This window comes from Streptomyces sp. CB02959 (genome assembly GCF_002803155.1).
Lineage (GTDB): Bacteria > Actinomycetota > Actinomycetes > Streptomycetales > Streptomycetaceae > Streptomyces.
Genome location: NZ_NNBP01000021.1, coordinates 137493 through 159716 on the forward strand (window position 1 = coordinate 137493; position 22224 = coordinate 159716).

The following is a 22224-nucleotide window of genomic DNA, read 5'->3' on the forward strand; positions in this document are numbered from 1 at the left end:
CCCTGCCGGAATCGCCGTTGAGCTGACATGATCCTCGTCGTCGGGTCAACGATCGTTAACCGGGGATCGGGAGGGCGGTATGCAGCGGTTCGGTGCACAGGAGTGGGTCGGTGTGGCGCGCCACGGCTTCGTGGCGGAGCTGGTCCTGGACCGGCCCAAGGCGATGAACGCGGTGTCGACGGCGATGGCCGACGCGCTGGCGGAGGCGTGCGCCGCGCTGGCCGCCGACCGGTCCGTGCGGGCGGTGGTGCTCACCTCCACCCATGAGCGGGCGTTCTGCGTGGGCGCCGACCTCAAGGAGCGGAACTCCTTCACGGACGCGGACCTGATGCGGCAGCGTCCGCGCACCCGGGCCGCGTACACCGGGGTGCTGGAGCTGCCGATGCCGACCGTCGCCGCCGTGCACGGGTTCGCACTCGGTGGCGGCTACGAGTTGGCGCTGGCCTGCGATCTGATCGTCGCGGACGGGACCGCGGTGGTCGGGCTGCCGGAGGTGTCGGTGGGCGTCATCCCCGGCGGGGGCGGCACGCAGCTGCTGCCGCGCCGGGTGGGGGCGGCGCGGGCCGCCGAGCTGGTGTTCACCGCGCGCCGGGTGGCTGCGGCGGAGGCGGGCGAGCTGGGGTTGGTGGACCGGGTCGTGGCGGACGGGCAGGACCGGGCGGAGGCGCTGGCGCTGGCCGCCGCGATCGCCCGCAACTCGCCGGTCGGGCTGCGCGCGGCCAAGCGCGCCATGCGGCTCGGGCAGGGACTGGACCTGCGGGCCGGTCTGGATCTTGAGGACGGTGCGTGGCGGAGCGTGGCGTTCTCGGGGGACCGGGCCGAGGGGGTCGCGGCCTTCAACGAGAAGCGGGACCCGGACTGGCCGGGGGAGTGACCGCCCGGTCCGCCCCTTCCGGTGGTGGTTGACCAGCGGAAGGGGCACATTGGGCCCATCATTCCTACGCTGTAATACGGAGCGTGCGCACGGCTACGGAATGTGAGGATCCGGTGACGGGCGAGGGTGACGCGAGGCTGCGGGCCGTAGTGGAGCTGGCGCAGGCGATGGCGGCCGCGCCGGCACTGCGCGACTCGGCCCGGGCCGCGGCGCAGGGCGTGCGGAAGGCGCTGGGCGGCTCCTTCGCGGCGATCTCCAAGTGGGAGCGCGAGCGGGGCCGACTGCGGGTACTGGTGAACGTCGGCGAACTCGCCCCGGGTGAGCGGGAGTTCCCGGACGACGAGGCGTATCCGGTGCACGAGTTCGCGGAGATCGTCGGCTTCCTGCACGAGCAGTGGGCGGGCGGCGGGGCGCCGAGCGCCTGGGTGGACGTCGCCGACGGGGAGTCGGCGGGCGGCCAGGCTCCCGACGGCCCGGAGGTGCCGCCCGGCAGGCGGGGACGGGTGGCCGCGCTGCGCCGGCGCGGGCGCGGCTGCTGTGTGGTGGCCCCGCTCGTGCTGCACGGCCGGGCGTGGGGCGAGCTGTATGTGGCGCGGCGGCCCGGGGAGCCGGTCTTCGGGCGGGCGGACGCCGATTTCGCGACCGTGCTCGCCGCGGTCACGGCCGCCGGGATCGCCCAGACCGAGCGGCTGGCGGAGGCCCGCCGGCTGGCGTTCACCGATGCGCTGACCGGTCTGGCCAACCGCCGGGCCGTCGACATGCGGCTGGACGAGGCGCTGGAGCAGCACCGCGCCGACGGGGCGGTGGTCAGCCTGGTGGTGTGCGATCTGAACGGGCTGAAGCAGGTGAACGACTCGCGCGGGCATGCGGTCGGCGACCGGCTGCTGGAGCGCTTCGGGTCGGTGCTGTCGCTGTGCGGCGCGATGCTGCCGGGGACGCTCGCGGCGCGGCTGGGCGGGGACGAGTTCTGCCTGCTGGCGGTCGGCCCGGTGTCCGACGAGGTGGTCAAGGTGGCCGCTGAACTGTGCGGACGGGCCGCGGAGCTGGACCTCGGCGAGGGGGTCGCGGTGGGGGTGGCCTCGACCGGCGATCCGATCGGCCCGGTGCACAGCGCCCGGCGGCTGTTCCGGCTGGCGGACGCCGCCCAGTACCGGGCCAAGGCGGCGAAGTCGGGCGAGCCGGTGGTGGCCGGGTGGCACGGTGGCGCGGACGATCCGGTCGTGCGGCTGGCGGACGCGCCGGAGCCGCCGCCGGGGCCGGAGCGGCGGAGGTTCCGGAGGTGAGCGCGGGTGCCGGGGGCCGGGGTGCGGCCGGTCCGGGCGATGATCGGTGGCGGATGTGGTGACGATCGGTAAGGGGTGATCCCGAAATCCGGTGGTGACATCTGGCGATTCAGTCTCTAGGGTGCCTGAATATGGATATGCACACTGTGGTGCTGAGGACGTCCGGCACCACCGCACAGGACGTCATCGCGGTGGCCCGCGGCGCGGCCCGGATCGAGCTGTCCGAGGAGGCCCGGGCAGCCGTCGCCACCTCCCGCGCCTTCATCGACGAGCTCGCCGCCAAACCGGACCCGGTCTACGGAGTCTCCACCGGCTTCGGCGCCCTCGCCGTACGCCACATCAGCCCCGAGCTGCGCGCCCAGCTCCAGCGCAACATCGTGCGCTCGCACGCCGCCGGTATGGGCCCGCGGGTCGAGCGCGAGGTGGTCCGCGCCCTGATGTTCCTGCGGCTGAAGACCCTCGCCTCCGGGCACACCGGCGTCCGCCCGCTGGTCGTCGACACCATGGCCGCCCTCCTCAACGCCGGCATCACCCCGGTCGTCCACGAGTACGGCTCGCTCGGCTGCTCCGGCGACCTGGCACCGCTCTCGCACTGCGCGCTGACGCTGATGGGCGAGGGCCAGGCGGAGGGCCCCGACGGCGTCGTCCGGCCGTCCGCCGAACTGCTCGCCGAGCACGGCATCGAGCCCGTCGAGCTGCGCGAGAAGGAGGGGCTGGCGCTCCTCAACGGCACCGACGGCATGCTCGGCATGCTGGTGATGGCCTGCGCCGACCTGGCCCGGCTGTTCACCTCCGCGGACATCACCGCCGCGCTCTCCATGGAGGCGCTGCTCGGCACCGACAAGGTCCTCGCGCCCGAGCTGCACGCCATCCGGCCGCACCCGGGCCAGGCCGCGTCGGCCGCCAACATGCTGGCGTTCCTGGCCGGTTCCGGCTTCACCGGCCACCACCAGGACGACGCCCCGCGCGTCCAGGACGCCTACTCCATCCGCTGCGCCCCCCAGGTCGCCGGCGCCGGGCGGGACACCCTCGCGCACGCCCGCCTGGTCGCGGAGCGGGAACTGGCCGCCGCCGTCGACAACCCCGTCGTACTGCCCGACGGCCGGGTGGAGTCCAACGGCAACTTCCACGGCGCACCCGTCGCCTACGTCCTGGACTTCCTGGCCATCGCCGCGGCCGACCTGGCCTCGATCGCCGAGCGCCGCACCGACCGGCTCCTCGACAAGAACCGCTCGCACGGGCTGCCCGCCTTCCTCGCCGGGGACCCGGGCGTCGACTCCGGCCTGATGATCGCCCAGTACACCCAGGCCGCGCTGGTCAGCGAGCTGAAGCGGCTGGCCGCCCCGGCGTCGGTGGACTCCATCCCGTCCTCCGCCATGCAGGAGGACCACGTCTCGATGGGCTGGTCGGCGGCGCGCAAGCTGCGCACCGCGGTGGAGAACCTCACCCGGGTCGTCGCCGTCGAGCTCTACGCCGCGACCCGCGCCGTCGAGCTGCGCGAGGGCCTTGCACCGGCCCCGGCGACCCGCGCGGTGCTGGACGCCCTGCGCGCCGCGGGCGTCCAGGGCCCGGGCGAGGACCGTTTCCTGGCGCCGGACCTGGAGGCGGCGTACGCCTTCGTCCGGGACGGGAAGCTGGTGGCGGCGGCGGAGTCGGTCACCGGCGAGCTGGCCTGACCCCACGCCGACCGGCGCCGGCCGCCCGCATCGGTGGCGCTCGGCGCCCACCGGCGTACGGCCCGCCGCCGTCCCCGTCGCGGGGCGGCGGCGGGCTCAGGCCGTCTCGTCGCGGGTGCGGCGTACGGAGTAGCCGACCAGCGCGGCGCCCAGGGCGAGGCAGGCCGCGCCGCCGACCGCGTAGGGCGTGGTGTCCAGGCTGCCGGTGTCGGCGAGGTAGTGGGCCACCCCGCCGCCCTCGGCCCCTTCGCCGCCGGGCCGGGTCGTGGTGGAACCGCTTTCGGAGTGCCGCGCACCGGAGTTCTGCTTTTCGGCGGCCGGGCCGCCGGAGTGACCGTCGGTGCGGGCCGCGTCCGACACATTCGCCCGCCCCGGAGCGCCCGGTACGGAATCCGCCCGGACGCCGGAATGCGGCGCTCCGCCATCTCCCACGATCGCATTGGCGGACGGCACGAACCACAGGGCGAACAGCACCGATCCCGCGGCAGTGGCGGTCAGCAGCGGTCGTCGTGCGGTCACGAAAGCTATCCCCCTTGTGGGTTCGGCGAATTGGCCGTTGACCGCAGATGTTAGTGACCGCCGCGGGTCGTGCGGTAGTCGGGACCCGGAGGTGCTTACCCTCCGTCCATGAGCAATGGCGAGACATCACGCTTTGTACGGCTTCACGTCGAACTGGTCATGGAGGTCACCGACGCCGCCGAGCTGACCGGCGCCGCCGTCGGCCGCATCAACGGCGACCCCGCGCTCCCCGACGACGAGCGGAGGCAGTCCCTGGAGACGGTCAGAGACGATCCGGCGGAGGCGTTGGCCCACCTCATCGACCCCTTCGACCTGGTCGCCGAGGTGCCCGGCACCGAGCTCGCCCAGGCGTCCTGGAGCAGCGAGGAGATGACCGACTACGACCCGGACGCCGAGTGGGACGCGGCGGAGTGGGACCTGGCGGACGACGCGGACGAGGAGGGCTGACCGCGGTCCCGCCACCCCCACTCACCCCATCGAGGCCCCCGTGCGGTTCCGTACCGCGCGGGGGTCGATACGTCTACGACGCCGGATCGTTTATGCAGTCGGGCCGCTTTCCCGGACGGCGCGCGGAAAGGCCGCGCCGCCCGCCGGACGGCGGGCTATTCCGCCGTCCACCACCCGCCATGACGCTCGCCGTACGCCATACGGCACTCCGCAGCCGTATGCGTGATCTGCGCCATTCTTTGCGCGATGGGCGTTTTGGCGCCATTGCGTGTCCTTCCCCACATTTCAGCCCGGAATGCAGCGGACGAAAGGGATATGGCGTTCCAATGGACGTCGGCCGGAATGCCTGCGTCCAGATATGCCTGCGTTCGGTCGGCTGATCGCTCGGGGATTTTTCGCAATCGGTAGCAATGGAGAAGCGTGTGATGACGGACAGCAAGCGCCGCAAGGGCCTCATAGCCAGTGCCGCGCTGCTCGGGGGCGTTCTCACGGTCGCCGCGTGTGGTGCCAGCAGCGCCACCGGCCACGGCGGCGGTGCGAACGCCGGACGCCAGGAGGGCACCCAGCACGAGAGCACCCAGCAGGTGGACGAGGCGGCGGCCCAGGACGCCTCGCAGGCGAAGATCACCATCTCGCCGAAGGACGGCTCGACGGACACCGGCCTCAACGCCGTCGGGGTGACCGCCAGCGGCGGCAAGCTCACCGACGTCACCATGACCAAGATCGCCGCGCACCAGACCCAGCAGGACCGGCCGAAGACCGTCGCGGGCACCCTGTCCGCCGACGGCAGCTCCTGGAAGCCCGCGCAGGCGCTCTCCCGCGCGACCACCTACAAGATCACCGCGCACGGCGTGGACGCCCAGGGCCGCACCGCGGTGGAGAACTCCACCTTCACCACGGTCTCCCCGACCAACAGCTTCCTCGGGAACTTCACCCCCGAGGACGGCTCGACGGTCGGCGTCGGCATGCCGGTGTCGATCAACTTCGACAAGCCGGTCAAGAACCGCCAGGCCGTCCAGTCCGCGATCAAGGTCGCGTCCAGCAGCAACCAGCAGGTCGTCGGCCACTGGTTCGGCGACAAGCGGCTGGACTTCCGCCCCAAGGACTACTGGAAGCCGAACTCCCAGGTCACCCTGAAGCTCGCCCTGGACGGCGTCGAGGCGTCGCCGGGCGTGCAGGGCATCCAGAACAAGACCGTCCGCTTCACCGTCGGCCACTCCCAGGTCAGCACCGTGGACACCAAGACCCACCTGATGACCGTGGTGCGCGACGGCAGGACGATCAAGACCATCCCGATCTCCTCGGGCAGCGACGACCACCCGACCTACAACGGTCAGATGGTCATCTCCGAGAAGTTCCAGCAGACCCGGATGGACGGCTCCACCGTCGGCTTCACCAACAACGACGGCAAGGGCGAGTACGACATCCCCGACGTCCCGCACGCCATGCGGCTGTCGAACTCCGGCACGTTCATCCACGGCAACTACTGGGGCAAGGGCATCTTCGGCAAGACCAACACCAGCCACGGCTGCATCGGTCTGAAGGACGTCAAGGGCGCCAAGGACGCGTCCACCGACGGCGCGTGGTTCTTCGCCAACTCGCAGATCGGCGACGTCGTCACGGTGGTCAACTCCCCGGACAAGACCATCAAGCCGGACAACGGGCTCAACGGCTGGAACATGTCCTGGACCCAGTGGGTCGCCGGCAGCGCGGTCTGACCCGGCGCGACCCCGGTACGACGGCGCCCGGCGCCTTGCGATGAACGCGAGGCGCCGGGCGCCGATCGCTGTCCCCGGGCGCCCCGCCCGCCGCCGACCGCCGTACCCCGGTGACCGCGCCGGCCCAACAGGGCGGCGCGGCCCAGCGGTTCGCGCCGACGCGGGGGCGTACGTGCTGGGCACACGGGGCGGGCGCACGGGGCGGGCGCACGGGGCGGGCGCCGACCTGCCGACCGGCGCCGACGGCGGCCCCGACGGCCGTCCGTACAGTGGCCGAGTGAGCGAGCACGCGAGAAACGGCGCCGGGAAGCGCGGCAGAGACCACCGCGGGAACGGCCGCGGGCGCGGCGGCACAACCGGCCGCGGCGCCCGGCCCGACGGTGACACCGGCGACAGCGGCAACGCCCGCACCACCGACCGGGCCCGCCAGGCCGCCGACCTGCTCGGCACCGTCCTCGGCCGGGTCCGATACGCGGCGGACGGAGCGGCCGCCGAGGACGCCGTCGAGGCGGGTGCCTCCACGCTGGCCGCCGCGGCGCCCGGCTGGGAGGCGATGAGCGCGGCCGTGGTCGCCGCCGCCGTCGACGCCGTCCGGCGCTGCTGGTCGGGCGGCTGGCAACCCGCCGACCTGGAACGGGTCGTCCGGCGGGCGGCACCGGACGCCGCACCGGCGGCCCTGGTGATCGACGCCGTCGCCGCGGCGGAGGCCCGCCGGCCGCGGTCCTCCGGCGCCGCCCGGGACCTGCGTTGGCAGGCCCAGCTGGACGCCCTGGACGCCCGCGTCTGGTGGGACTCCGACCCCGCCTACCTGGACGCCCTGGCGGCCCGGCGCCGCACCTCCCGCTTCGAGACCGCGTACGACGTACTGACCGCGCTGCGCCTGGTCGCCCGGCTCCCCGCGATCACCCCGCTGCCGCCCCCGACCAGCGCCTCCGACGCGACCGGCGGGAGCCGCGGAAGCGGTACCGGCGGCAGCACGTCCGCGGCCCGTGCCCTCGGCCGGATCCGCGGCCTGCTCGCCAAGGCGGAGGCGACCACCTTCCCGGAGGAGGCCGAAGCACTGTCCGCCAAGGCCCAGGAACTGATGGCCCGCCACAGCATCGACGAGGCCCTCCTCGCCCACGCCCACGGCCCCGAGGGCGGCGGTCCCGCCGACGGCCCCGCGGCGATCCGCATCGGCATCGAAGGCCCCTACGAACAGGGCAAGGCACTGCTCCTCGACGCCGTCGCGGCCGCCAACCGCTGCCAGGCCGTCTGGGCCGCCGACCTGGCCTTCTCCACCGTCGTCGGCTTCCCGCCCGACCTGGAGGCGACCGAACTCCTCTACACCTCGCTGCTGCTCCAGGCCACCTCGGCGATGAACCGCGCGGGCGACGAGCACCACGCCCGCGGCCGCTCCCGCCGCACCCGCGACTTCCGCCAGACCTTCCTCGTGGCGTACGCGGACCGCATCCGCACCCGCCTGACCGCGGCCACCGCCGCCGCGACCGCCGCGGCCTCCGCCGAGTCCACCACCCCGGACCGGCTCCTCCCGGTCCTCGCCGCCCGCGAACTCGCCGTCGAGGAGACCACCGGCACCCTCTTCCCCGACACCGCCCCGGTCCGGCTCCGCGGCATCCGCGACGCCGCCGGCTGGCACCAGGGCACCGCCGCCGCCGACCGCGCCCACCTCGGCCACCCGGAGCCCGGGACCTCCGACTGAGGGGGCGGGGCCGCGGGTCCCGGGCCCCGCAGAACGACGCGGGGTGGAAGTGCCGGTCACCCCGAGCCGCCGCCGGAGCGGGCGCCGGTGGCCCACTCAGCAGCCCGAAGGCGGTGGGCCTGCGCTCCAGCCGGTGAGCCCGGTCAGCAACTCCCGGATGCGGGCCTGGATCTCGTCGCGGATCGGCCGGACAGCTTCCACGCCCTGGCCTGCCGGATCCTCCAGTTCCCAGTCGAGGTACCGCGTGCCGGGGAAGATCGGGCAGGCGTCGCCGCAGCCCATGGTGATCACCACGTCGGATGCCTGCACCGTCTCGGCGGTCAGCGCTTTCGGCGTCTCGGCCGAGAGGTCGATGCCGACCTCGGCCATGGCCTGGACGACGGCCGGGTTGACGGTGTCGGCGGGGGCGGAGCCCGCTGAGCGGACTTCCACCTTGCCCTGGGAGTGGTGGGTGAGGAAGGCGGCGGCCATCTGGGAGCGTCCGGCGTTGTGGACGCAGACGAACAGCACCGACGGCTTGCGGGAGTCAGTCACGGGCGGGCTCCTTGAGGCCGGAGAGTTCGGCGGCCGGGGCAGGGGCGCCGGGGAAGAGGCGGCGGGCGGCCAGGGCGACATGGACCAGGCCGATCAGCACCGGCACCTCGATGAGGGGGCCGACGACGCCGGCCAGGGCCTGTCCGGAGGTCGCACCGAAGGTCGCGATGGCGACGGCGATGGCGAGTTCGAAGTTGTTGCCGGCCGCGGTGAACGCCAGCGTCGTCGCCCGCGGATAGCCGAGGCCGACGGCCTTGCCCAGGGCCATGGACCCGGCCCACATGAGCGCGAAGTAGACCAGCAGCGGGAGCGCGATGCGCGCGACGTCGAGCGGGCGGGAGGTGATCGCCTGCCCCTGGAGGGCGAACAGCACGACGATGGTGAACAGCAGTCCGTAGAGGGCGAACGGTCCGATGCGGGGCAGCAGCTTCGCCTCGTACCAGGTGCGGCCCTTGGCCTTCTCGCCCAGGCGGCGGGTGAGGAATCCGGCGGCGAGCGGAATCCCGAGGAAGATCAGCACGCTGCGGGCGATCTCCCACACGCTGACGTTCAGCCCGGTCTGCTGCAGACCGAGCCAGCCGGGCAGGACGGAGAGGTAGAACCAGCCCAGCAGGCTGAACGCGAGGACCTGGAAGACGGAGTTCAGGGCCACCAGGACGGCGGCGGCTTCGCGGTCGCCGCAGGCCAGGTCGTTCCAGATGACGACCATGGCGATGCAGCGCGCCAGCCCGACGATGATCAGCCCGGTCCGGTACTCCGGCAGGTCGGGCAGGAAGATCCAGGCGAGGGCGAACATCACGGCCGGGCCGAGGATCCAGTTGATCACCAGGGAGGGGATCAGCAGGCGCCGGTCCCGGGTGACGGTGTCCAGCCGGTCGTAGCGGACCTTGGCCAGCACCGGGTACATCATCACCAGCAGCCCGAGCGCGATCGGCAGCGAGACGCCCGTGACGGTCACCTTCGCCAGCGCGTCCCCCAGCCCCGGCACCACGCGGCCCAGGCCCAGGCCGATGGCCATTGCCAGCAGGATCCACACGGCCAGGAAGCGGTCCAGGAACGACAGCCGGGCCGCGACCGGACCCGCTGTCTCGGAGTTCTGCGCGGTCATGAGTGGGCCCCCGCGGTCGCCTGGCCGATCTCGGGAAGGAGCTGACCGGCGGGGCGGGTCAGGATGCCGGCCAGCCGATCGGTCATCTCGGGCAGCAGCCGGTAGTACACCCATGTTCCGCGGCGTTCGGAGTCGATGAGCCCGGCCTGTTTCAGGAGCTTGAGGTGGTGGGAGATCGTCGGCTGGGACAGGTCGAACGCCAGGGTCAGGTCGCACACGCACACCTCGCCGCCGGCCCGGGAGGCGATCATCGACAGCAGTCGCAGCCGCACTGGATCTCCGAGGGCCTTGAAGACCCTCGCCAGCTCGTTGGCCTGGTCCTCGTCCAATGGCGCAGTCAGCAGCCCCGGACAGCACTCCTGGGTCTGGCCGAGCACCTCAAGCTCTTGTTTCGACATACGTCTATGTTGACGAACTTCGATCCAAGACGCAAGGTTGCATCGAAAGACATCAATGCAACCTGATGGGGAGGCCGTCATGTCCCGCGTTCAGCTCGCCCTCAACGTCCCCGACCTCGACGCTTCGGTGGAGTTCTACGCCAAGCTCTTCGGCGTCGAACCGGCCAAGCGCCGGCCCGGCTACGCCAACTTCACCATCGCCGAACCGCCGCTGAAGCTCGTCCTGATCGAAGGTGAGCCCGGCCAGGAGACCCGCCTCGACCACCTCGGCGTCGAGGTCGCCTCCACCGACCAGGTCACCGCCGCCACCGACCGCCTCAGGGAAGCCGGCCTGGCCACCTTCGAAGAGAACGACACCTCCTGCTGCTACGCCCTCCAGGACAAGGTCTGGGTCCACGGCCCAGGCAAGGAGCCCTGGGAGGTCTACGTCGTCAAGGCCGACGCCGACCGGATGGGCAAGGCTCCTGTACCGGGAGGCGGCGACTGCTGCGCCGGTGATCGGCCCGTCGTCTGAGCCGCAGCCGCGCGAATGCGCGCCAGGCGCACGTGTATCGGCCGGTGGCGTCGGGAATCGGTGACTGCACTCGTCCGTGGTGGACTTGGGCAGGCCCCGCAAGCTACTCGCCCGTTGCCTCCGGGGCCGGTGCGACCCCCACGGGGCAGCTCACACCCGTCCCACCGATCCCGCAGTACCCGGCGGGGTTCTTGTCGAGGTACTGCTGGTGGTACCCCTCGGCCAGGTAGAAGGGGCGGGAGGCGTCGGCGGGGAGGATCTCGGTGGTGATGTCGCCGTAGCCGGAGGACTGGAGGACCTTGCGGTAGGCGTCGCGGGAGGCTTCGGCGGCCTGCTGCTGGGCGGTGGAGTGGGTGTGGATCGCCGAGCGGTACTGGGTGCCGACGTCGTTGCCCTGGCGGAAGCCCTGGGTGGGGTCGTGGGACTCCCAGAAGAGCTTCAGGAGGGCGGAGTACGGGACGACCGCCGGATCGAAGACGACGCGGACGGCCTCGGTGTGGCCGGTGTGGCCGCTGCACACCTCTTCGTAGGTGGGGTGCGGGGTGAGGCCGCCCTGGTAGCCGACGAGGGTGGTCCAGACGCCGTCGGCCTGCCAGAACTTCCGCTCGGCGCCCCAGAAGCAGCCCAGTGCGAAGTCGGCGACCTCCAGGCCGTCCGGGTACGGGCCGAGCAGCGGGTTGCCGAGGACGGTGTGCCGGTCGGGGACGGCGAAGTCCCGCTCGGGGCGGCCCGGAAGCGCTTCCTCGGGGGTCGGGAGGTGGGTCTTGAAGCGGGAGAACAGCATCAGGATCGTGCTCCAGGGGAGGGGGCGGGGGACGGGTGCGGTATCCGATGGATGGAACGTCCGGGCGTCGGCCGGCATTCCGGCCGGCGGGCCCGGTGCGGGTCCGCCGCGGGTCCGCGGCCAAGGCCCCTCCGCCCCCGCTCCACCGCCCGCGCCCTAGCTCTGGGCCCGGAACCCCGCCGGGGTGCCGCCCAGCTGCTCCCAGCCGGCGATGGCCAGTGCGCGGTACGCGGCGTACTCGGCGGCGGGGCTGCGCCCGTAGGACCAGGGGACGGCGCCCACGTGGCCGTCGACGAGGCGGAGCTGCTCCATCGCCTCGGCGTAGCGTTCGGCGCGGACCAGGAACCAGACGAGCAGGTGGCGGACGTGCGGTGCCATCGGGTGGTCGGCGGGGGCCTCCCGGAGGGCGAAGTGGGCGCCCTCTATGGCGCGTTCGACGACCGCGCTCTGGAAGAGGCTGCGGACCATGTTGGCCTCGGGCAGGTGCTCGTAGACCGCGAAGAGCGGGAGGGCCGGCAGCAGGCTCTTCGCCGGGGCCTCGGCGGCCGCCCGCGCGGCGAACTTCTCGGCCTGTTCACGGGAGCCGTGCCACTTCTCCGACCAGTACGGGAGGGCGGCCAGATGCGCGCCCATGTGGTGCGGCGCCCGCTGGCGGACCTTGGACCAGAGCTCTTCGTAGTCGGCCGGGCGCTCGCCCAGGCCGCGGGCGACGGCCAGTTCGGTGAGGTACGGGATCGGGCTGCCCGGTGCCAGCAGCGCCGCCTCCCGGCAGACCGTACGGGCCTCCTCCAGGATCATCCGGTAGTCCTGCGAGCCGGGGTCGCGCAGCGCCTGGACGACCAGGAACTGGGCGTGCGTCTGGGCGCCGCCCGGGTCCTTGGGGGCCTCGGCGCGCCAGGTCCGCAGCCAGATGCCGCCGGTCCGCGTGCCGCCGGGGGCGGCCGGGGCCGCCGGGCCGCGGGGGGCCTCCGCCAGCTCGAACGCGGCCGCGCCGGCCAGCGTCTGCACCCGCTGCCAGCGCAGTTCCTCGTCGCCGCCGGTGGACCGGAGCAGTTCCGCGGCCGGGCGCCAGTCGTGCGTCCGGCGCATCTCGACGAGCGCCTCGGCCAGCTCCTCGTCGGGGCCGGGAAGCCGTACGTCGAGGTGCTCCAGGGGGACGAAGCCGTAGCCGGCCATCGGGTCGGTGGCCACCGCCAGGCCCTGCTCGGCTTGCTGTACGGCCTTCCGGCGCCGCATCCAGGGCAGGAAGACCAGACCGCCGAGCGCGATCGCGGCGAAGAGGAGCAGCAGAACGTCCATGTGGTGTGTCCCGGTCGGAGGGGCAGGGGCTGGGGCAGATAGCGGGGCTGGGGCTGGGTGTGGAGGGGTGGCGGCGGGGGCCGCGGGCGGTGGCGCGACCGCCTGCCCGGCGGTCCCGTTCTCCCGGTCCCTCGCTCTCGTATGTATCCACTATCCAGCGAACCAGAAAGTTCCGGAAAGTTCGGTCCGGTGGCCGACTACCCTCGGCAGGCATGAGCGAACAGCGCGACGAGCGCCACCAGCACTTCGAAACCCTTGCCATCCACGCAGGTCAGGAGCCCGACCAGGCCACCGGCGCGGTGGTACCGCCCATCTACCAGGTCTCTACTTACAAGCAGGACGGCGTGGGCGGGCTCCGCGGCGGCTACGAGTACAGCCGCAGCGCCAATCCGACCCGTACCGCCCTGGAGGAGAACCTCGCCGCCCTCGACGGCGGCCGCCGCGGCCTGGCCTTCGCCTCCGGCCTCGCCGCCGAGGACTGCCTGCTGCGCACCCTCCTCGCCCCGGGTGATCACGTGGTGATCCCCAACGACGCCTACGGCGGCACCTTCCGCCTGTTCGCGAAGGTCGTCGAGCGGTGGGGCGTGGAGTGGTCGGTGGCCGACACCTCCGACCCGCAGGCGGTGCGGGACGCGCTGCGCCCCCGTACGAAGGTGATCTGGGTGGAGACGCCCAGCAACCCGCTGCTCGGCATCAGCGACATCGCCGCGCTCGCCGGGGTCGCCCGGGACGCCGGCGCCCGCCTGGTGGTCGACAACACCTTCGCCAGCCCCTACCTCCAGCAGCCGCTCGCCCTCGGGGCGGACGCGGTGGTCTACTCCACCACCAAGTACATGGGCGGCCACTCGGACGTGGTCGGCGGGGCGCTGGTCGTCAACGACGACACCCTCGGCGAGGAGCTGGCCTACCACCAGAACGCGATGGGCGCGATCGCCGGACCGTTCGACGCCTGGCTGGTGATGCGCGGCATCAAGACGCTGGCCGTCCGGATGGACCGGCACAGTGCCAACGCGGCGCGCGTCGCCGAGCTGCTGGCCTCCCACAAGAAGGTCACCCGGGTCTACTACCCGGGCCTGGCCGAGCACCCCGGCCACGAGATCGCCGCCAAGCAGATGCGGTCCTTCGGCGGCATGGTGTCGTTCCAGGTGGCGGGCGGTGAAGAGGCGGCGGTGGAGGTCTGCAACCGCGCCGAGCTGTTCACGCTCGGGGAGTCGCTGGGCGGCGTGGAGTCGCTGATCGAGCACCCGGGGCGGATGACGCACGCCTCGACGGCCGGTTCGGCGCTGGAGGTCCCCGCCGACCTCGTGCGCCTCTCGGTCGGCATCGAGTCCGCCGACGACCTGCTGGCCGACCTCACGCAGGCGCTGGGCTGAGCCACCCCGCCCGGGTCCGGCCGCTCCCCGGCGGCCGGTCCCGGCAGCCCGCCGCGGTCCGTTCCGTGCCCCTCAGTACCCCGCTACGGGAGGGGTGGTGCGGGCCGGCGGCGGGCGCCAGGGCTGTTCGACTCCCGCCCATACGACGAGGGTCAGCAGCGCCAGGAGGGCGAGCAGTGATCCGGCGCGGTGCAGCAGGCGGCGCCGGGCCAGCAGCCGGCGGCCCCGGGCGGCGGCCCGTACGGCCAGGTCCGGCGGCACCGGTGGATACGGTCCGGCCCGCAGCATCCGCCGGGCCTCGGTCTCCTTGCGGTCGGGCGGCCGGCGCTCCGGCGGGTTCACGGCGGTACGGCGGCCGGTTGCGGGCGGCGGCTGCGGAGTTCGGCGACGGCGTGCCGGCACAGGGTGCGCACCCGCTCGGCGGGCAGCGCCAGTTGGGCCGCGGTCTGCTCCTCGGCCACGTCCTCGTGGAGGCGGAGCACCAGTACCAGGCGCTCGCGAGGGGTCAGCCGGTCGAGCAGCCCGCCCCGCGGCCGGCGGTGCCGCCACGCGGTGTGCGCGAACGCCGCGGCCAACTCCCGGCGGGCCCGCTCGTAGGGGTCCGCGGCGCACTGCCCGTCCCAGCCGGCGTACGTCCGGGCCAGTGCCCGGAGCAGCAACTCCTCGGCGACGGGGGCCGGTCGGTCCGCGGGTTCGCCGGTGAGCAGGGCGGCGGCGTGCAGCAGCCGTCCCGCGGCGGCCGCCGTGAACGCCTCGAACTCCCGGGCCCGGCGCCGTTCCCGCGCCCGCCGTCGCTCTCCCACCGCGCCTCCCGGATGACGGGGCATCCGGCGCCCGGCCCCTGTGGCGACGCCCCGGCCCGTCCGACAGCCCCTCGGCCCTCCATGGCACGGCAGTCCGGGGGCGGGGTCAAGAGGTGTGACACGGGCACCCGGCCGGGTGTGTCCCGGTGCCGCTCCACCCCCGCGCAACGGGCCGGGGTGGTTCGCGGATCCGCGGGCGACGCCGTCAGGGCGTCACCGTTCGGCGCAACGCCGTCAGGGCGTCACCGCCGGCGCGACGTCGTCAGGACGACGGGGGGCCGATCGGTGCCAGTGCGGTGATTTCGGCGAGCGAGGTGTTGAAGCGCGTCAGGAGCGCGGTGAAGGCGTCGCGCTCCTCGTCGGTCCACTTCTCCGTCACCATCGCCATCAGCGCCCGCCGCGAGGCCCGGACCTCGTCGAGCCGGGCGTGGCCCCGCTCGGACAGTTCCAGCACCACGGCGCGGCCGTCCTCGGGGTGGGTGGCGCGGTCGACCAGTCCGGCGTCGACCAGCGGCGCGACCTGCCGGGTGACCGTGGAGGAGTCGATCCCCATCCCGCAGGCCAGGGCCTTGACGCCCATCGGGCCTTCCTGGTCCAGGCGGTTGAGGAGCAGATAGGCGGCGCGGTCCATGGAGTTGCGCGCCTGCCCGACGCCACCGAGCCGGCTCTGTTCGGCACGGCGGGCGAAGACCGCCACTTGGTGCTGGAGCGCGTCGAGGTGACCGGTGTCGGGGTGGGTCGTCATGTCCGGAGAGGTGGGCATGGCCGGGGCTCGCTTAATCGGGGTGGGTACGGTGGGAAGACAGCGTACGCGGCGTAGGCGCGGACCGTGCCGGCGCTGCCGCGTACGGCTCTCCCGGCCCTGGCGAGCGGCCCGGCCGAGCCGCCGGTGTCCGCCATCCGGCCGGAAAAGGCCCGCTCCTGGCCGAACTGCGAGACTGGCCGCATGGTCGACCACACGTCGCATCCGCCGCACTCGTCCGCGGACCCTGCGGCCACCGCATCGGCGGGGCTCGCGGGGATCACGGTCGACGAGGTGCGCGAGGCGCAGAAGCTGCTCTCCGGGGTGTCGCGGACCACCGCCATGGAGGGCAGCCGCTATCTGTCGGAACTGGTGGGCGCCCCCGTCCATCTGAAGTGCGAGAACCTCCAGCGCACCGGCTCGTTCAAGATCCGCGGCGCGTATGTGCGGATCGCCGGCCTCTCGGCGGAGGAGCGGGCCGCCGGTGTGGTGGCGGCGAGCGCCGGCAACCACGCCCAGGGGGTGGCCCTCGCGGCGTCCCTGCTGGGGGTGGCCTCGACGGTCTTCATGCCGGTCGGCGCCCCGCTGCCGAAGGTCGCCGCGACCCGCGATTACGGCGCCGAGGTGCGGCTGCACGGCCAGGTCGTCGACGAGACGCTGGCCGCCGCCCAGGAGTACGCGCGGCAGACCGGTGCGGTCTTCATCCACCCCTTCGACCACCGCGACATCATCGCGGGCCAGGGCACGGTCGGCCTGGAGATCCTCGAACAGTGCCCGGAGGTGCGCACCGTCGTCGTCGGGATGGGCGGCGGCGGGCTCGCGGCGGGCGTCGCCCTCGCGGTCAAGGCGCTGCGGCCGGACGTGCGGGTGGTCGGGGTGCAGGCGGCGGCCGCGGCCTGCTATCCGCCGTCGCTGGCGGTGGGGCGCCCGGTGGCGATCGAGCCGCTGGCCACGATGGCGGACGGCATCAAGGTGGGGCGGCCCGGCGATGTGCCGTTCGGCATCGTGCGGGAGTTGGTGGACGAGGTCCGCACGGTCACCGAGGACGAGTTGTCCGGGGCCCTGCTGCTGTGTCTGGAGCGGGCGAAGCTGGTGGTGGAGCCGGCCGGGGCGAGCCCGGTGGCGGCGCTGCTGTCGTCGCCCGGCTCCTTCGAGGGGCCGGTGGTCGCGGTGCTCTCCGGCGGCAACGTCGATCCGCTCCTGATGCAGCGGATCCTCCGCCACGGCATGGCCGCCGCCGGCCGCTACCTCTCGTTCCGGGTCCGGCTCACCGACCGCCCGGGCGCGCTGGCCACCCTCCTCGGCGTCCTCACGGTGGTGGACGCCAACGTCCTCGACGTGGGGCACGTACGCATCGATCCCCGGCTCGGGCTCACCGAGGTGGAGGTCGAACTCCACCTGGAGACCAAGGGGCCGGAGCACTGCGCCGAGGTGACCGCGGCGTTGCGCGAGGCGGGGTACGACGTGCTCGCGGTCTGAGTGGCGCGGAGGGTTGGAGCGGGGCGGTGGCGGGCAGCCACCGCCCCGCCGCGTTTGCGGGGTCCGGGCCGCCGGGGCGCGGCTTCCCCTCCCCGTGCCGCGATGCCCGGTCGGTCTTTTTCTTCTCTCCAACCTATATCGCGATGTATCGCGTCTGGAGTACCATCGCTGCCGTCGCGGGGGTCGCTGCGCCATGGCGCCCCGCCGCGGACCGGTGCCCGTGAGTCACCCGTGCGCCCGGGAGCGCGCCCGCGCCCCCGTGGAGCGGCGGGAACGGGACGCCGTGAACAGGGCCACCGCACGCCGCAAAACGTACTATTCGGCTTATCTGTCGCATTTGATCCGGAACTGATCCAAGCCATGGGGGTACCCACATGCCAGGTGCCATTTATGCCGAAGGTCTGGTGAAGACCTTCGGCGAGGTGAGGGCACTGGACGGCGTCGATCTCGACGTTCCCGAAGGAACCGTCCTCGGAATGCTCGGCCCGAACGGTGCCGGCAAAACCACCGCCGTCAGGGTCCTGGCGACCCTGCTAAGGCCCGATGGGGGGACGGCGCGGGTGGCCGGCATCGACGTCCTCGCGCACCCCGACGCGGTGCGGCGCGCCATCGGCCTGTCCGGCCAATTCGCCGCCGTGGACGAGTACTTGACCGGCCGGGAGAACCTGGTGATGGTCGGGCGGCTCTACCAGATGAGCGGACGCGACGCCAAGCGCCGGGCCGCCGAGCTGCTGGAGCGGTTCAACCTCGGCGACGCCGCCGACCGCACCGCCAAGACCTACTCCGGCGGGATGCGCCGCCGGCTCGACCTGGCCGCCGCCCTGGTCGTCAGCCCGCCCGTGATGTTCATGGACGAGCCGACCACCGGCCTGGACCCGCGCAACCGCCAGGCGCTGTGGGAGGTCATCCAGGAGCTGGTCGCCGGCGGCACCACCCTGCTGCTCACCACCCAGTACCTGGAGGAGGCCGACCGGCTCGCGCACGACATCTGCGTCGTCGACCACGGCCGGGTCATCGCCCGCGGCACCTCCGACCAGCTCAAGGCCCGCACCGGCGGCGAGCGGATCGAGGTCGTGGTGCACACCCCCGAGCAGCTCCCGGTGGCCGAGGGCGTGCTGCGCACGGTCGCCAAGGGCGAGGGCGCGGTCGAACCGCACACCCGGAAGCTCACGTTCCCGGTGACCGGCGGCGCCAAGCTGCTCGCCGAGGTCATCCGCGAACTGGACATCCGCGGAGTGGAGATCGACGACATCGGGCTGCGCCGCCCGACCCTCGACGACGTCTTCATCGCGCTGACCGGGCACACCGCCGCCGCGGAAGCGGAGAGCGGGAACGGCGACGGCAACCCCGACGGCGACGGCGACGGCAGCGGCAGCGGCAAGAGGAAAGGCAACGCACGCGCGGACGGCGACCGGGCCGGCGCGGCGACCACCAAGGAGGGTGTGCGATGAGTGCGGTCGGTCACGCGGCCGGTGCGGCAATCCGGCAGTCCGGCGCCGGGAAGGAGCAGGCGCGGTGAGTACCGTCATCGACTCCCTGGTCATTGCGCAGCGGAACCTGATCCGGATGCGCCGGATTCCCGAGGTGCTGCTGTTCGGGCTGATCCAGCCGATCATGTTCGTGGTGCTGTTCACCTACGTCTTCGGTGGGTCCATCGCCCTCCCCGGCTCCCAGGCCGGCGACGCCCAGGCGTATCGGGAGTTCCTGATGGCCGGGATCTTCGCGCAGACCGTCACCTTCGCCACCGCCGGCGCGGGCGCGGGGATCGCGGACGACATGCACAAGGGGCTGATCGACCGGTTCCGTTCGCTGCCGATGTCCCGCGGCGCGGTGCTCACCGGCCGGACCCTCGCCGACCTGGTGCAGACCGCGCTGACCCTGGTGGTGCTGGCCGTGGTCGCGTTGCTGATCGGCTGGCGCAGCCACGAGAACATCCTGGAGGTCGTCGCGGGGTTCGGGCTGCTGCTCCTGCTCGGCTACGCCTTCTCCTGGATCGGCGCGCTCATCGGGCTCTCGGTCCGCACCCCCGAGGCGGCCACCTCCGGCGGGCTGATCTGGCTCTTCCCGCTGACGTTCATCTCGACCGCGTTCGTCCCCTCGCAGAACATGCCGACGGTGCTGCGGCACATCGCCGAGTGGAACCCCTTCAGCGCCACCGTCCAGGCGGCCCGGGAACTGTTCGGCAACCTGCCGCCGAACTACCCGGTGCCCGACGCCTGGCCCATGCAGCACCCGGTGCTGGCCTCGGTGATCTGGTCCGTCCTGATCATCGCGGTCTTCCGGACGCTGGCGGTCCGCAAGTACCGCTCGGCGACCGCCTGAGACCCGGCCGGCGCCGCACCGCGGCCCGGCCGGTACCCGCCCCGCACATGCGGAAGCGGCCCCGAGCCGTATGCTCCGGGCCGCTTTTGCTGCGCCTGATCTGCGTGCGTCGCGTCGCTCAGCCGCTGTACGGCTTGGCGTCGAGGATCTTCACGGACGCCTTCTTGCCGTTGGGCAGCTCGTACTCGGCGTCGGCACCGACCTTCTTGCCGTTCACGCCGGTCCCCAGTGGCGACTGCGGGGAGTAGGTCTCGATCTCCGAGCTCGCGTACTCCCGCGAGGCCAGCAGGAACTCCAGGGTGTCGTCCGGGTCTCCGTCGAACGCGATGGTGACGACCATGCCGGGGGCGACCACGCCGTTGGCCGCGGGGGCCTCACCGACCTTCGCGGACTGCAGCAGCTGGGTCAGCTGGCGGACGCGCAGCTCCTGCTTGCCCTGCTCCTCCTTGGCCGCGTGGTACCCGGCGTTCTCCTTCAGGTCACCTTCCTCGCGGGCCGCCTGGATCTTCTCGGTGATCTCGGCGCGTGCGGGACCAGACAGGTACTCCAGCTCGGCCTTGAGCTGGTCATACGCCTCCTGGGTCAGCCAGGTGACGTTCTCGCTGGTCTGGGTCACAGGTGCTCCTCGTCGGTACTGGGGATAAATCAAACGCCCTACCAGGAAGGTTTGCGCCTTCACAGGTGGGCGAAACCACGAGCCTAACAATTCCGGCACAAAAGGGGGAAGAGGAATTTCACAGTGGTCGCACAGGAATGCATCACCGCTGATCAGGGCCGATCCGGCGGCGCGCCGGCGTCGGCCGATCGGGTCACCGGGCCCTTCCGGACGGTCAGCACCGGACCCCGCCGGCGCGACGTGCGAAATCAGCCGTTGCCGGCCGGGGCGCCCGTGCAGCCGACCAGGACGGCGTTGGTCGCGCGCTTCGTCGTCCGCACCGTGACCTCGGTGTCGACCTGTCCCGTGCGCTGGTCGATGGTGACGTCCTTGCGGCCGACCTCGGAACCGTCGGTGGCCTGCGACCGGAGCGTGCAGACGCCGGTGTCGTCCTTGCCCTTGACGACTTCGAGGTGGACCTTGACCGCGTGATCGGAGACCGCGTCCCAGGTGATGATCCGGCCGCTGAGGTCCTGCCCGGAGATGTACGAGACGCCCAGCCAGCCCACCACGCCGAGCAGGGCCGCGCCGAGCACCGCCCCGATGATCTTGAGCTTGCGGTCCGCGCGCTGGTCGGCGGAACGGCCGTAGCGTCCGTCCGGGAGCCCTTCGCGCACCGCGCTCATGATCCATCCTCCTGATAGGGACCGGGGAAGAAGCAGGCCCCCGGGGGGTCCCCGCCCCAGGGAATACAGCGCCCCCTCGCTTCGGTCACTATAGGAGGCATCTTCTCCGGCATTTCACTGAGGATCGAGTCTTGACTGAGCAGCTGCGATTGATGGCGGTCCACGCCCACCCCGACGACGAGTCGAGCAAGGGTGCGGCCACCATGGCCAAGTACGTGTCCGAGGGGGTGGACGTGCTGGTCGTCACCTGCACAGGGGGCGAGCGGGGGTCCATCCTCAACCCCAAACTCCAGGGGGACCCGTACATCGAGGAGCACATCCACGAGGTACGCAAGAAGGAGATGGACGAGGCCCGGGAGATCCTGGGCGTCAAGCAGGAGTGGCTGGGCTTCGTCGACTCCGGGCTCCCCGAGGGCGACCCGCTGCCGCCGCTGCCCGAGGGCTGCTTCGCCCTCCAGGACGTCGAGGTCGCGGCCGGGCGCCTGGTGAAGCTGATCCGGGAGTTCAAGCCGCAGGTCATCACGACCTACGACGAGAACGGCGGCTACCCGCACCCGGACCACATCATGACCCACAAGATCACGATGGTGGCCTTCGAGGCGGCCGGCGACCCGGAGAAGTACCCGGAGGCCGGCGAGCCCTGGCAGCCGCAGAAGCTCTACTACAACCAGGGCTTCAACAAGCCGCGCACCCTCGCCCTCCACGAGGCGCTGCTGTCGCGCGGCATGGAGTCGCCCTACGGTGAGTGGCTGGAGCGGTGGAAGGAGTTCGAGCGGCGCGAGCGCACGCTGACCACCTACATCCCCTGCGCCGACTACTTCGAGATCCGCGACAAGGCACTGATCGCCCACGCCACCCAGATCGACCCCGACGGCGGGTGGTTCCGGGTGCCGATGGACATCCAGCGCGAGGTCTGGCCGACCGAGGAATACGAGCTCGCGAAGTCGCTCGTGGACACTTCGCTCCCCGAGGACGACCTCTTCGCGGGCATCCGCAACAATTGAGCCCATGATGAGCGCGACCAGCACCCTCGCCCTGACGCACTTCGTCACCCTTGCCGACAACTTCGACAAGGACAAGGTGACCCCCGGCGTCCTCGGCTTCATCGTCTTCGCGATCATCGGCGGCGCCGTGTGGCTGCTGATGAAGTCCATGAACAAGCACATGCGGAAGGTGGACTTCGAGGAGTCCGCGGAGGACGGCCAGGCGGGCACCACCGCCCCGGCCGCCGCGGCCCCGAAGCCGAAGACCAGCTGACGGCCCGGCGCCGGGCCGCGGTGCACGGCGCGCGGGCGTACGGACCGGGTGGCGGTCCCTGAACCGGCCGTCTGGCAGCGGCCGGCCGACCGGCCCGGCGGCTCGCTGGTC

At 72.7% G+C, this 22224-nt stretch carries 24 protein-coding genes; 13 read left to right on the forward strand and 11 right to left on the reverse strand.

Going from position 1 to position 22224, the window contains the following annotated elements; genetic code table 11:
* Positions 1-79 precede the first annotated feature (79 nt).
* From CG747_RS30440 to hutH, 3 genes are all read left to right on the forward strand, one after another.
* Positions 80-874 (forward strand): enoyl-CoA hydratase/isomerase family protein, encoded by a 795-nt coding sequence (locus tag CG747_RS30440; protein WP_100605057.1) that lies wholly within the window; start codon positions 80-82, stop codon positions 872-874.
* 113 nt (positions 875-987) lie between these two features.
* On the forward strand, positions 988-2157 hold the full coding sequence (locus tag CG747_RS30445; RefSeq protein WP_374701840.1) for a diguanylate cyclase domain-containing protein: 1170 nt from the start codon (positions 988-990) through the stop codon (positions 2155-2157).
* A gap of 131 nt (positions 2158-2288) precedes the next feature.
* Positions 2289-3833, forward strand: coding sequence for a histidine ammonia-lyase (hutH, locus tag CG747_RS30450; RefSeq protein WP_100605058.1), 1545 nt, complete (start codon positions 2289-2291; stop codon positions 3831-3833).
* Positions 3834-3929: 96 nt separating this feature from the next.
* Here the strand turns inward: hutH and CG747_RS30455 are convergent, their stop codons facing one another.
* Positions 3930-4352, reverse strand: a complete 423-nt coding sequence (locus CG747_RS30455) for a hypothetical protein (protein WP_100605059.1) — start codon at positions 4350-4352, stop codon at positions 3930-3932.
* A gap of 108 nt (positions 4353-4460) precedes the next feature.
* Here CG747_RS30455 and CG747_RS30460 point away from each other — a divergent pair, with 108 nt between their 5' ends.
* From CG747_RS30460 to CG747_RS30470, 3 genes are all read left to right on the forward strand, one after another.
* A complete protein-coding gene (locus tag CG747_RS30460) occupies positions 4461-4799 on the forward strand; it encodes a hypothetical protein (protein ID WP_257980848.1) in 339 nt (112 codons plus the stop codon).
* 410 nt (positions 4800-5209) lie between these two features.
* Positions 5210-6517, forward strand: a complete 1308-nt coding sequence (locus tag CG747_RS30465) for an Ig-like domain-containing protein (RefSeq protein WP_180985762.1) — start codon at positions 5210-5212, stop codon at positions 6515-6517.
* A gap of 277 nt (positions 6518-6794) precedes the next feature.
* The gene (locus CG747_RS30470; RefSeq protein ID WP_100605110.1) at positions 6795-8219 is read left to right on the forward strand and encodes a DUF2786 domain-containing protein; all 1425 of its coding nucleotides are present in this window, start codon (positions 6795-6797) and stop codon (positions 8217-8219) included.
* A gap of 96 nt (positions 8220-8315) precedes the next feature.
* Here CG747_RS30470 and CG747_RS30475 read toward each other — a convergent pair whose 3' ends face one another.
* The 3 genes from CG747_RS30475 to CG747_RS30485 are packed head-to-tail and all read right to left on the reverse strand — an operon-like array spanning position 8316 to position 10259.
* Entirely contained in the window at positions 8316-8753 is a 438-nt protein-coding gene (locus CG747_RS30475; RefSeq protein ID WP_100605062.1) for an arsenate reductase ArsC, read from the reverse strand.
* A complete protein-coding gene (gene arsB / locus CG747_RS30480) occupies positions 8746-9861 on the reverse strand; it encodes an ACR3 family arsenite efflux transporter (RefSeq protein ID WP_100605063.1) in 1116 nt (371 codons plus the stop codon). The genes CG747_RS30475 and arsB overlap by 8 nt, the downstream gene beginning before the upstream one ends.
* Positions 9858-10259 (reverse strand): helix-turn-helix transcriptional regulator, encoded by a 402-nt coding sequence (locus CG747_RS30485; RefSeq protein WP_100605064.1) that lies wholly within the window; start codon positions 10257-10259, stop codon positions 9858-9860. The genes arsB and CG747_RS30485 overlap by 4 nt, the downstream gene beginning before the upstream one ends.
* 79 nt (positions 10260-10338) lie before the next feature.
* On the opposite strand from CG747_RS30485, the gene CG747_RS30490 reads away from it, so the two are divergent.
* The gene (locus CG747_RS30490; protein WP_100605065.1) at positions 10339-10773 is read left to right on the forward strand and encodes an ArsI/CadI family heavy metal resistance metalloenzyme; all 435 of its coding nucleotides are present in this window, start codon (positions 10339-10341) and stop codon (positions 10771-10773) included.
* A gap of 103 nt (positions 10774-10876) precedes the next feature.
* Here CG747_RS30490 and msrA read toward each other — a convergent pair whose 3' ends face one another.
* Entirely contained in the window at positions 10877-11557 is a 681-nt protein-coding gene (msrA, locus tag CG747_RS30495) for a peptide-methionine (S)-S-oxide reductase MsrA (RefSeq protein WP_100605066.1), read from the reverse strand.
* 156 nt (positions 11558-11713) lie between these two features.
* Positions 11714-12856: a hypothetical protein gene (locus tag CG747_RS30500; protein ID WP_100605067.1), complete on the reverse strand. Its 1143-nt coding sequence runs from the start codon at positions 12854-12856 to the stop codon at positions 11714-11716.
* Between the two features lie 212 nt (positions 12857-13068).
* Between CG747_RS30500 and CG747_RS30505 the strand changes: the two genes are divergently transcribed.
* Positions 13069-14229: a cystathionine gamma-synthase gene (locus CG747_RS30505; RefSeq protein WP_100605068.1), complete on the forward strand. Its 1161-nt coding sequence runs from the start codon at positions 13069-13071 to the stop codon at positions 14227-14229.
* Between the two features lie 72 nt (positions 14230-14301).
* Here CG747_RS30505 and CG747_RS30510 read toward each other — a convergent pair whose 3' ends face one another.
* The 3 genes from CG747_RS30510 to CG747_RS30520 form a co-directional block, all read right to left on the reverse strand.
* A complete protein-coding gene (locus CG747_RS30510) occupies positions 14302-14571 on the reverse strand; it encodes a hypothetical protein (protein WP_100605069.1) in 270 nt (89 codons plus the stop codon).
* Positions 14568-15032: a sigma factor-like helix-turn-helix DNA-binding protein gene (locus tag CG747_RS30515; protein ID WP_100605070.1), complete on the reverse strand. Its 465-nt coding sequence runs from the start codon at positions 15030-15032 to the stop codon at positions 14568-14570. The genes CG747_RS30510 and CG747_RS30515 overlap by 4 nt, the downstream gene beginning before the upstream one ends.
* A gap of 262 nt (positions 15033-15294) precedes the next feature.
* The gene (locus CG747_RS30520) at positions 15295-15795 is read right to left on the reverse strand and encodes a MarR family winged helix-turn-helix transcriptional regulator (RefSeq protein WP_100605071.1); all 501 of its coding nucleotides are present in this window, start codon (positions 15793-15795) and stop codon (positions 15295-15297) included.
* Between the two features lie 183 nt (positions 15796-15978).
* Between CG747_RS30520 and ilvA the strand changes: the two genes are divergently transcribed.
* The 3 genes from ilvA to CG747_RS30535 all read left to right on the forward strand — a co-directional run bounded on the left by ilvA (position 15979) and on the right by CG747_RS30535 (position 19575).
* A complete protein-coding gene (gene ilvA / locus CG747_RS30525) occupies positions 15979-17253 on the forward strand; it encodes a threonine ammonia-lyase (RefSeq protein WP_257980849.1) in 1275 nt (424 codons plus the stop codon).
* A gap of 374 nt (positions 17254-17627) precedes the next feature.
* Positions 17628-18704 (forward strand): ATP-binding cassette domain-containing protein, encoded by a 1077-nt coding sequence (locus tag CG747_RS30530; RefSeq protein ID WP_100605072.1) that lies wholly within the window; start codon positions 17628-17630, stop codon positions 18702-18704.
* A gap of 115 nt (positions 18705-18819) precedes the next feature.
* The gene (locus CG747_RS30535) at positions 18820-19575 is read left to right on the forward strand and encodes an ABC transporter permease (RefSeq protein WP_257980853.1); all 756 of its coding nucleotides are present in this window, start codon (positions 18820-18822) and stop codon (positions 19573-19575) included.
* A 118-nt stretch (positions 19576-19693) separates the two neighbouring features.
* Here CG747_RS30535 and greA read toward each other — a convergent pair whose 3' ends face one another.
* Positions 19694-20191 carry a transcription elongation factor GreA gene (gene greA, locus CG747_RS30540; protein WP_100605074.1) on the reverse strand — a complete coding sequence of 166 codons (498 nt, stop codon included), beginning with the start codon at positions 20189-20191 and terminating at the stop codon, positions 19694-19696.
* Between the two features lie 248 nt (positions 20192-20439).
* Complete coding sequence (locus CG747_RS30545; protein ID WP_100605075.1) at positions 20440-20856, reverse strand: DUF4307 domain-containing protein; 417 nt, start codon at positions 20854-20856, stop codon at positions 20440-20442.
* Positions 20857-20987: 131 nt separating this feature from the next.
* Between CG747_RS30545 and mca the strand changes: the two genes are divergently transcribed.
* Positions 20988-21860 (forward strand): mycothiol conjugate amidase Mca, encoded by an 873-nt coding sequence (gene mca / locus CG747_RS30550; RefSeq protein WP_100605076.1) that lies wholly within the window; start codon positions 20988-20990, stop codon positions 21858-21860.
* Positions 21861-21864: 4 nt separating this feature from the next.
* Complete coding sequence (locus tag CG747_RS30555; RefSeq protein WP_100605077.1) at positions 21865-22113, forward strand: hypothetical protein; 249 nt, start codon at positions 21865-21867, stop codon at positions 22111-22113.
* Positions 22114-22224: the final 111 nt, after the last annotated feature.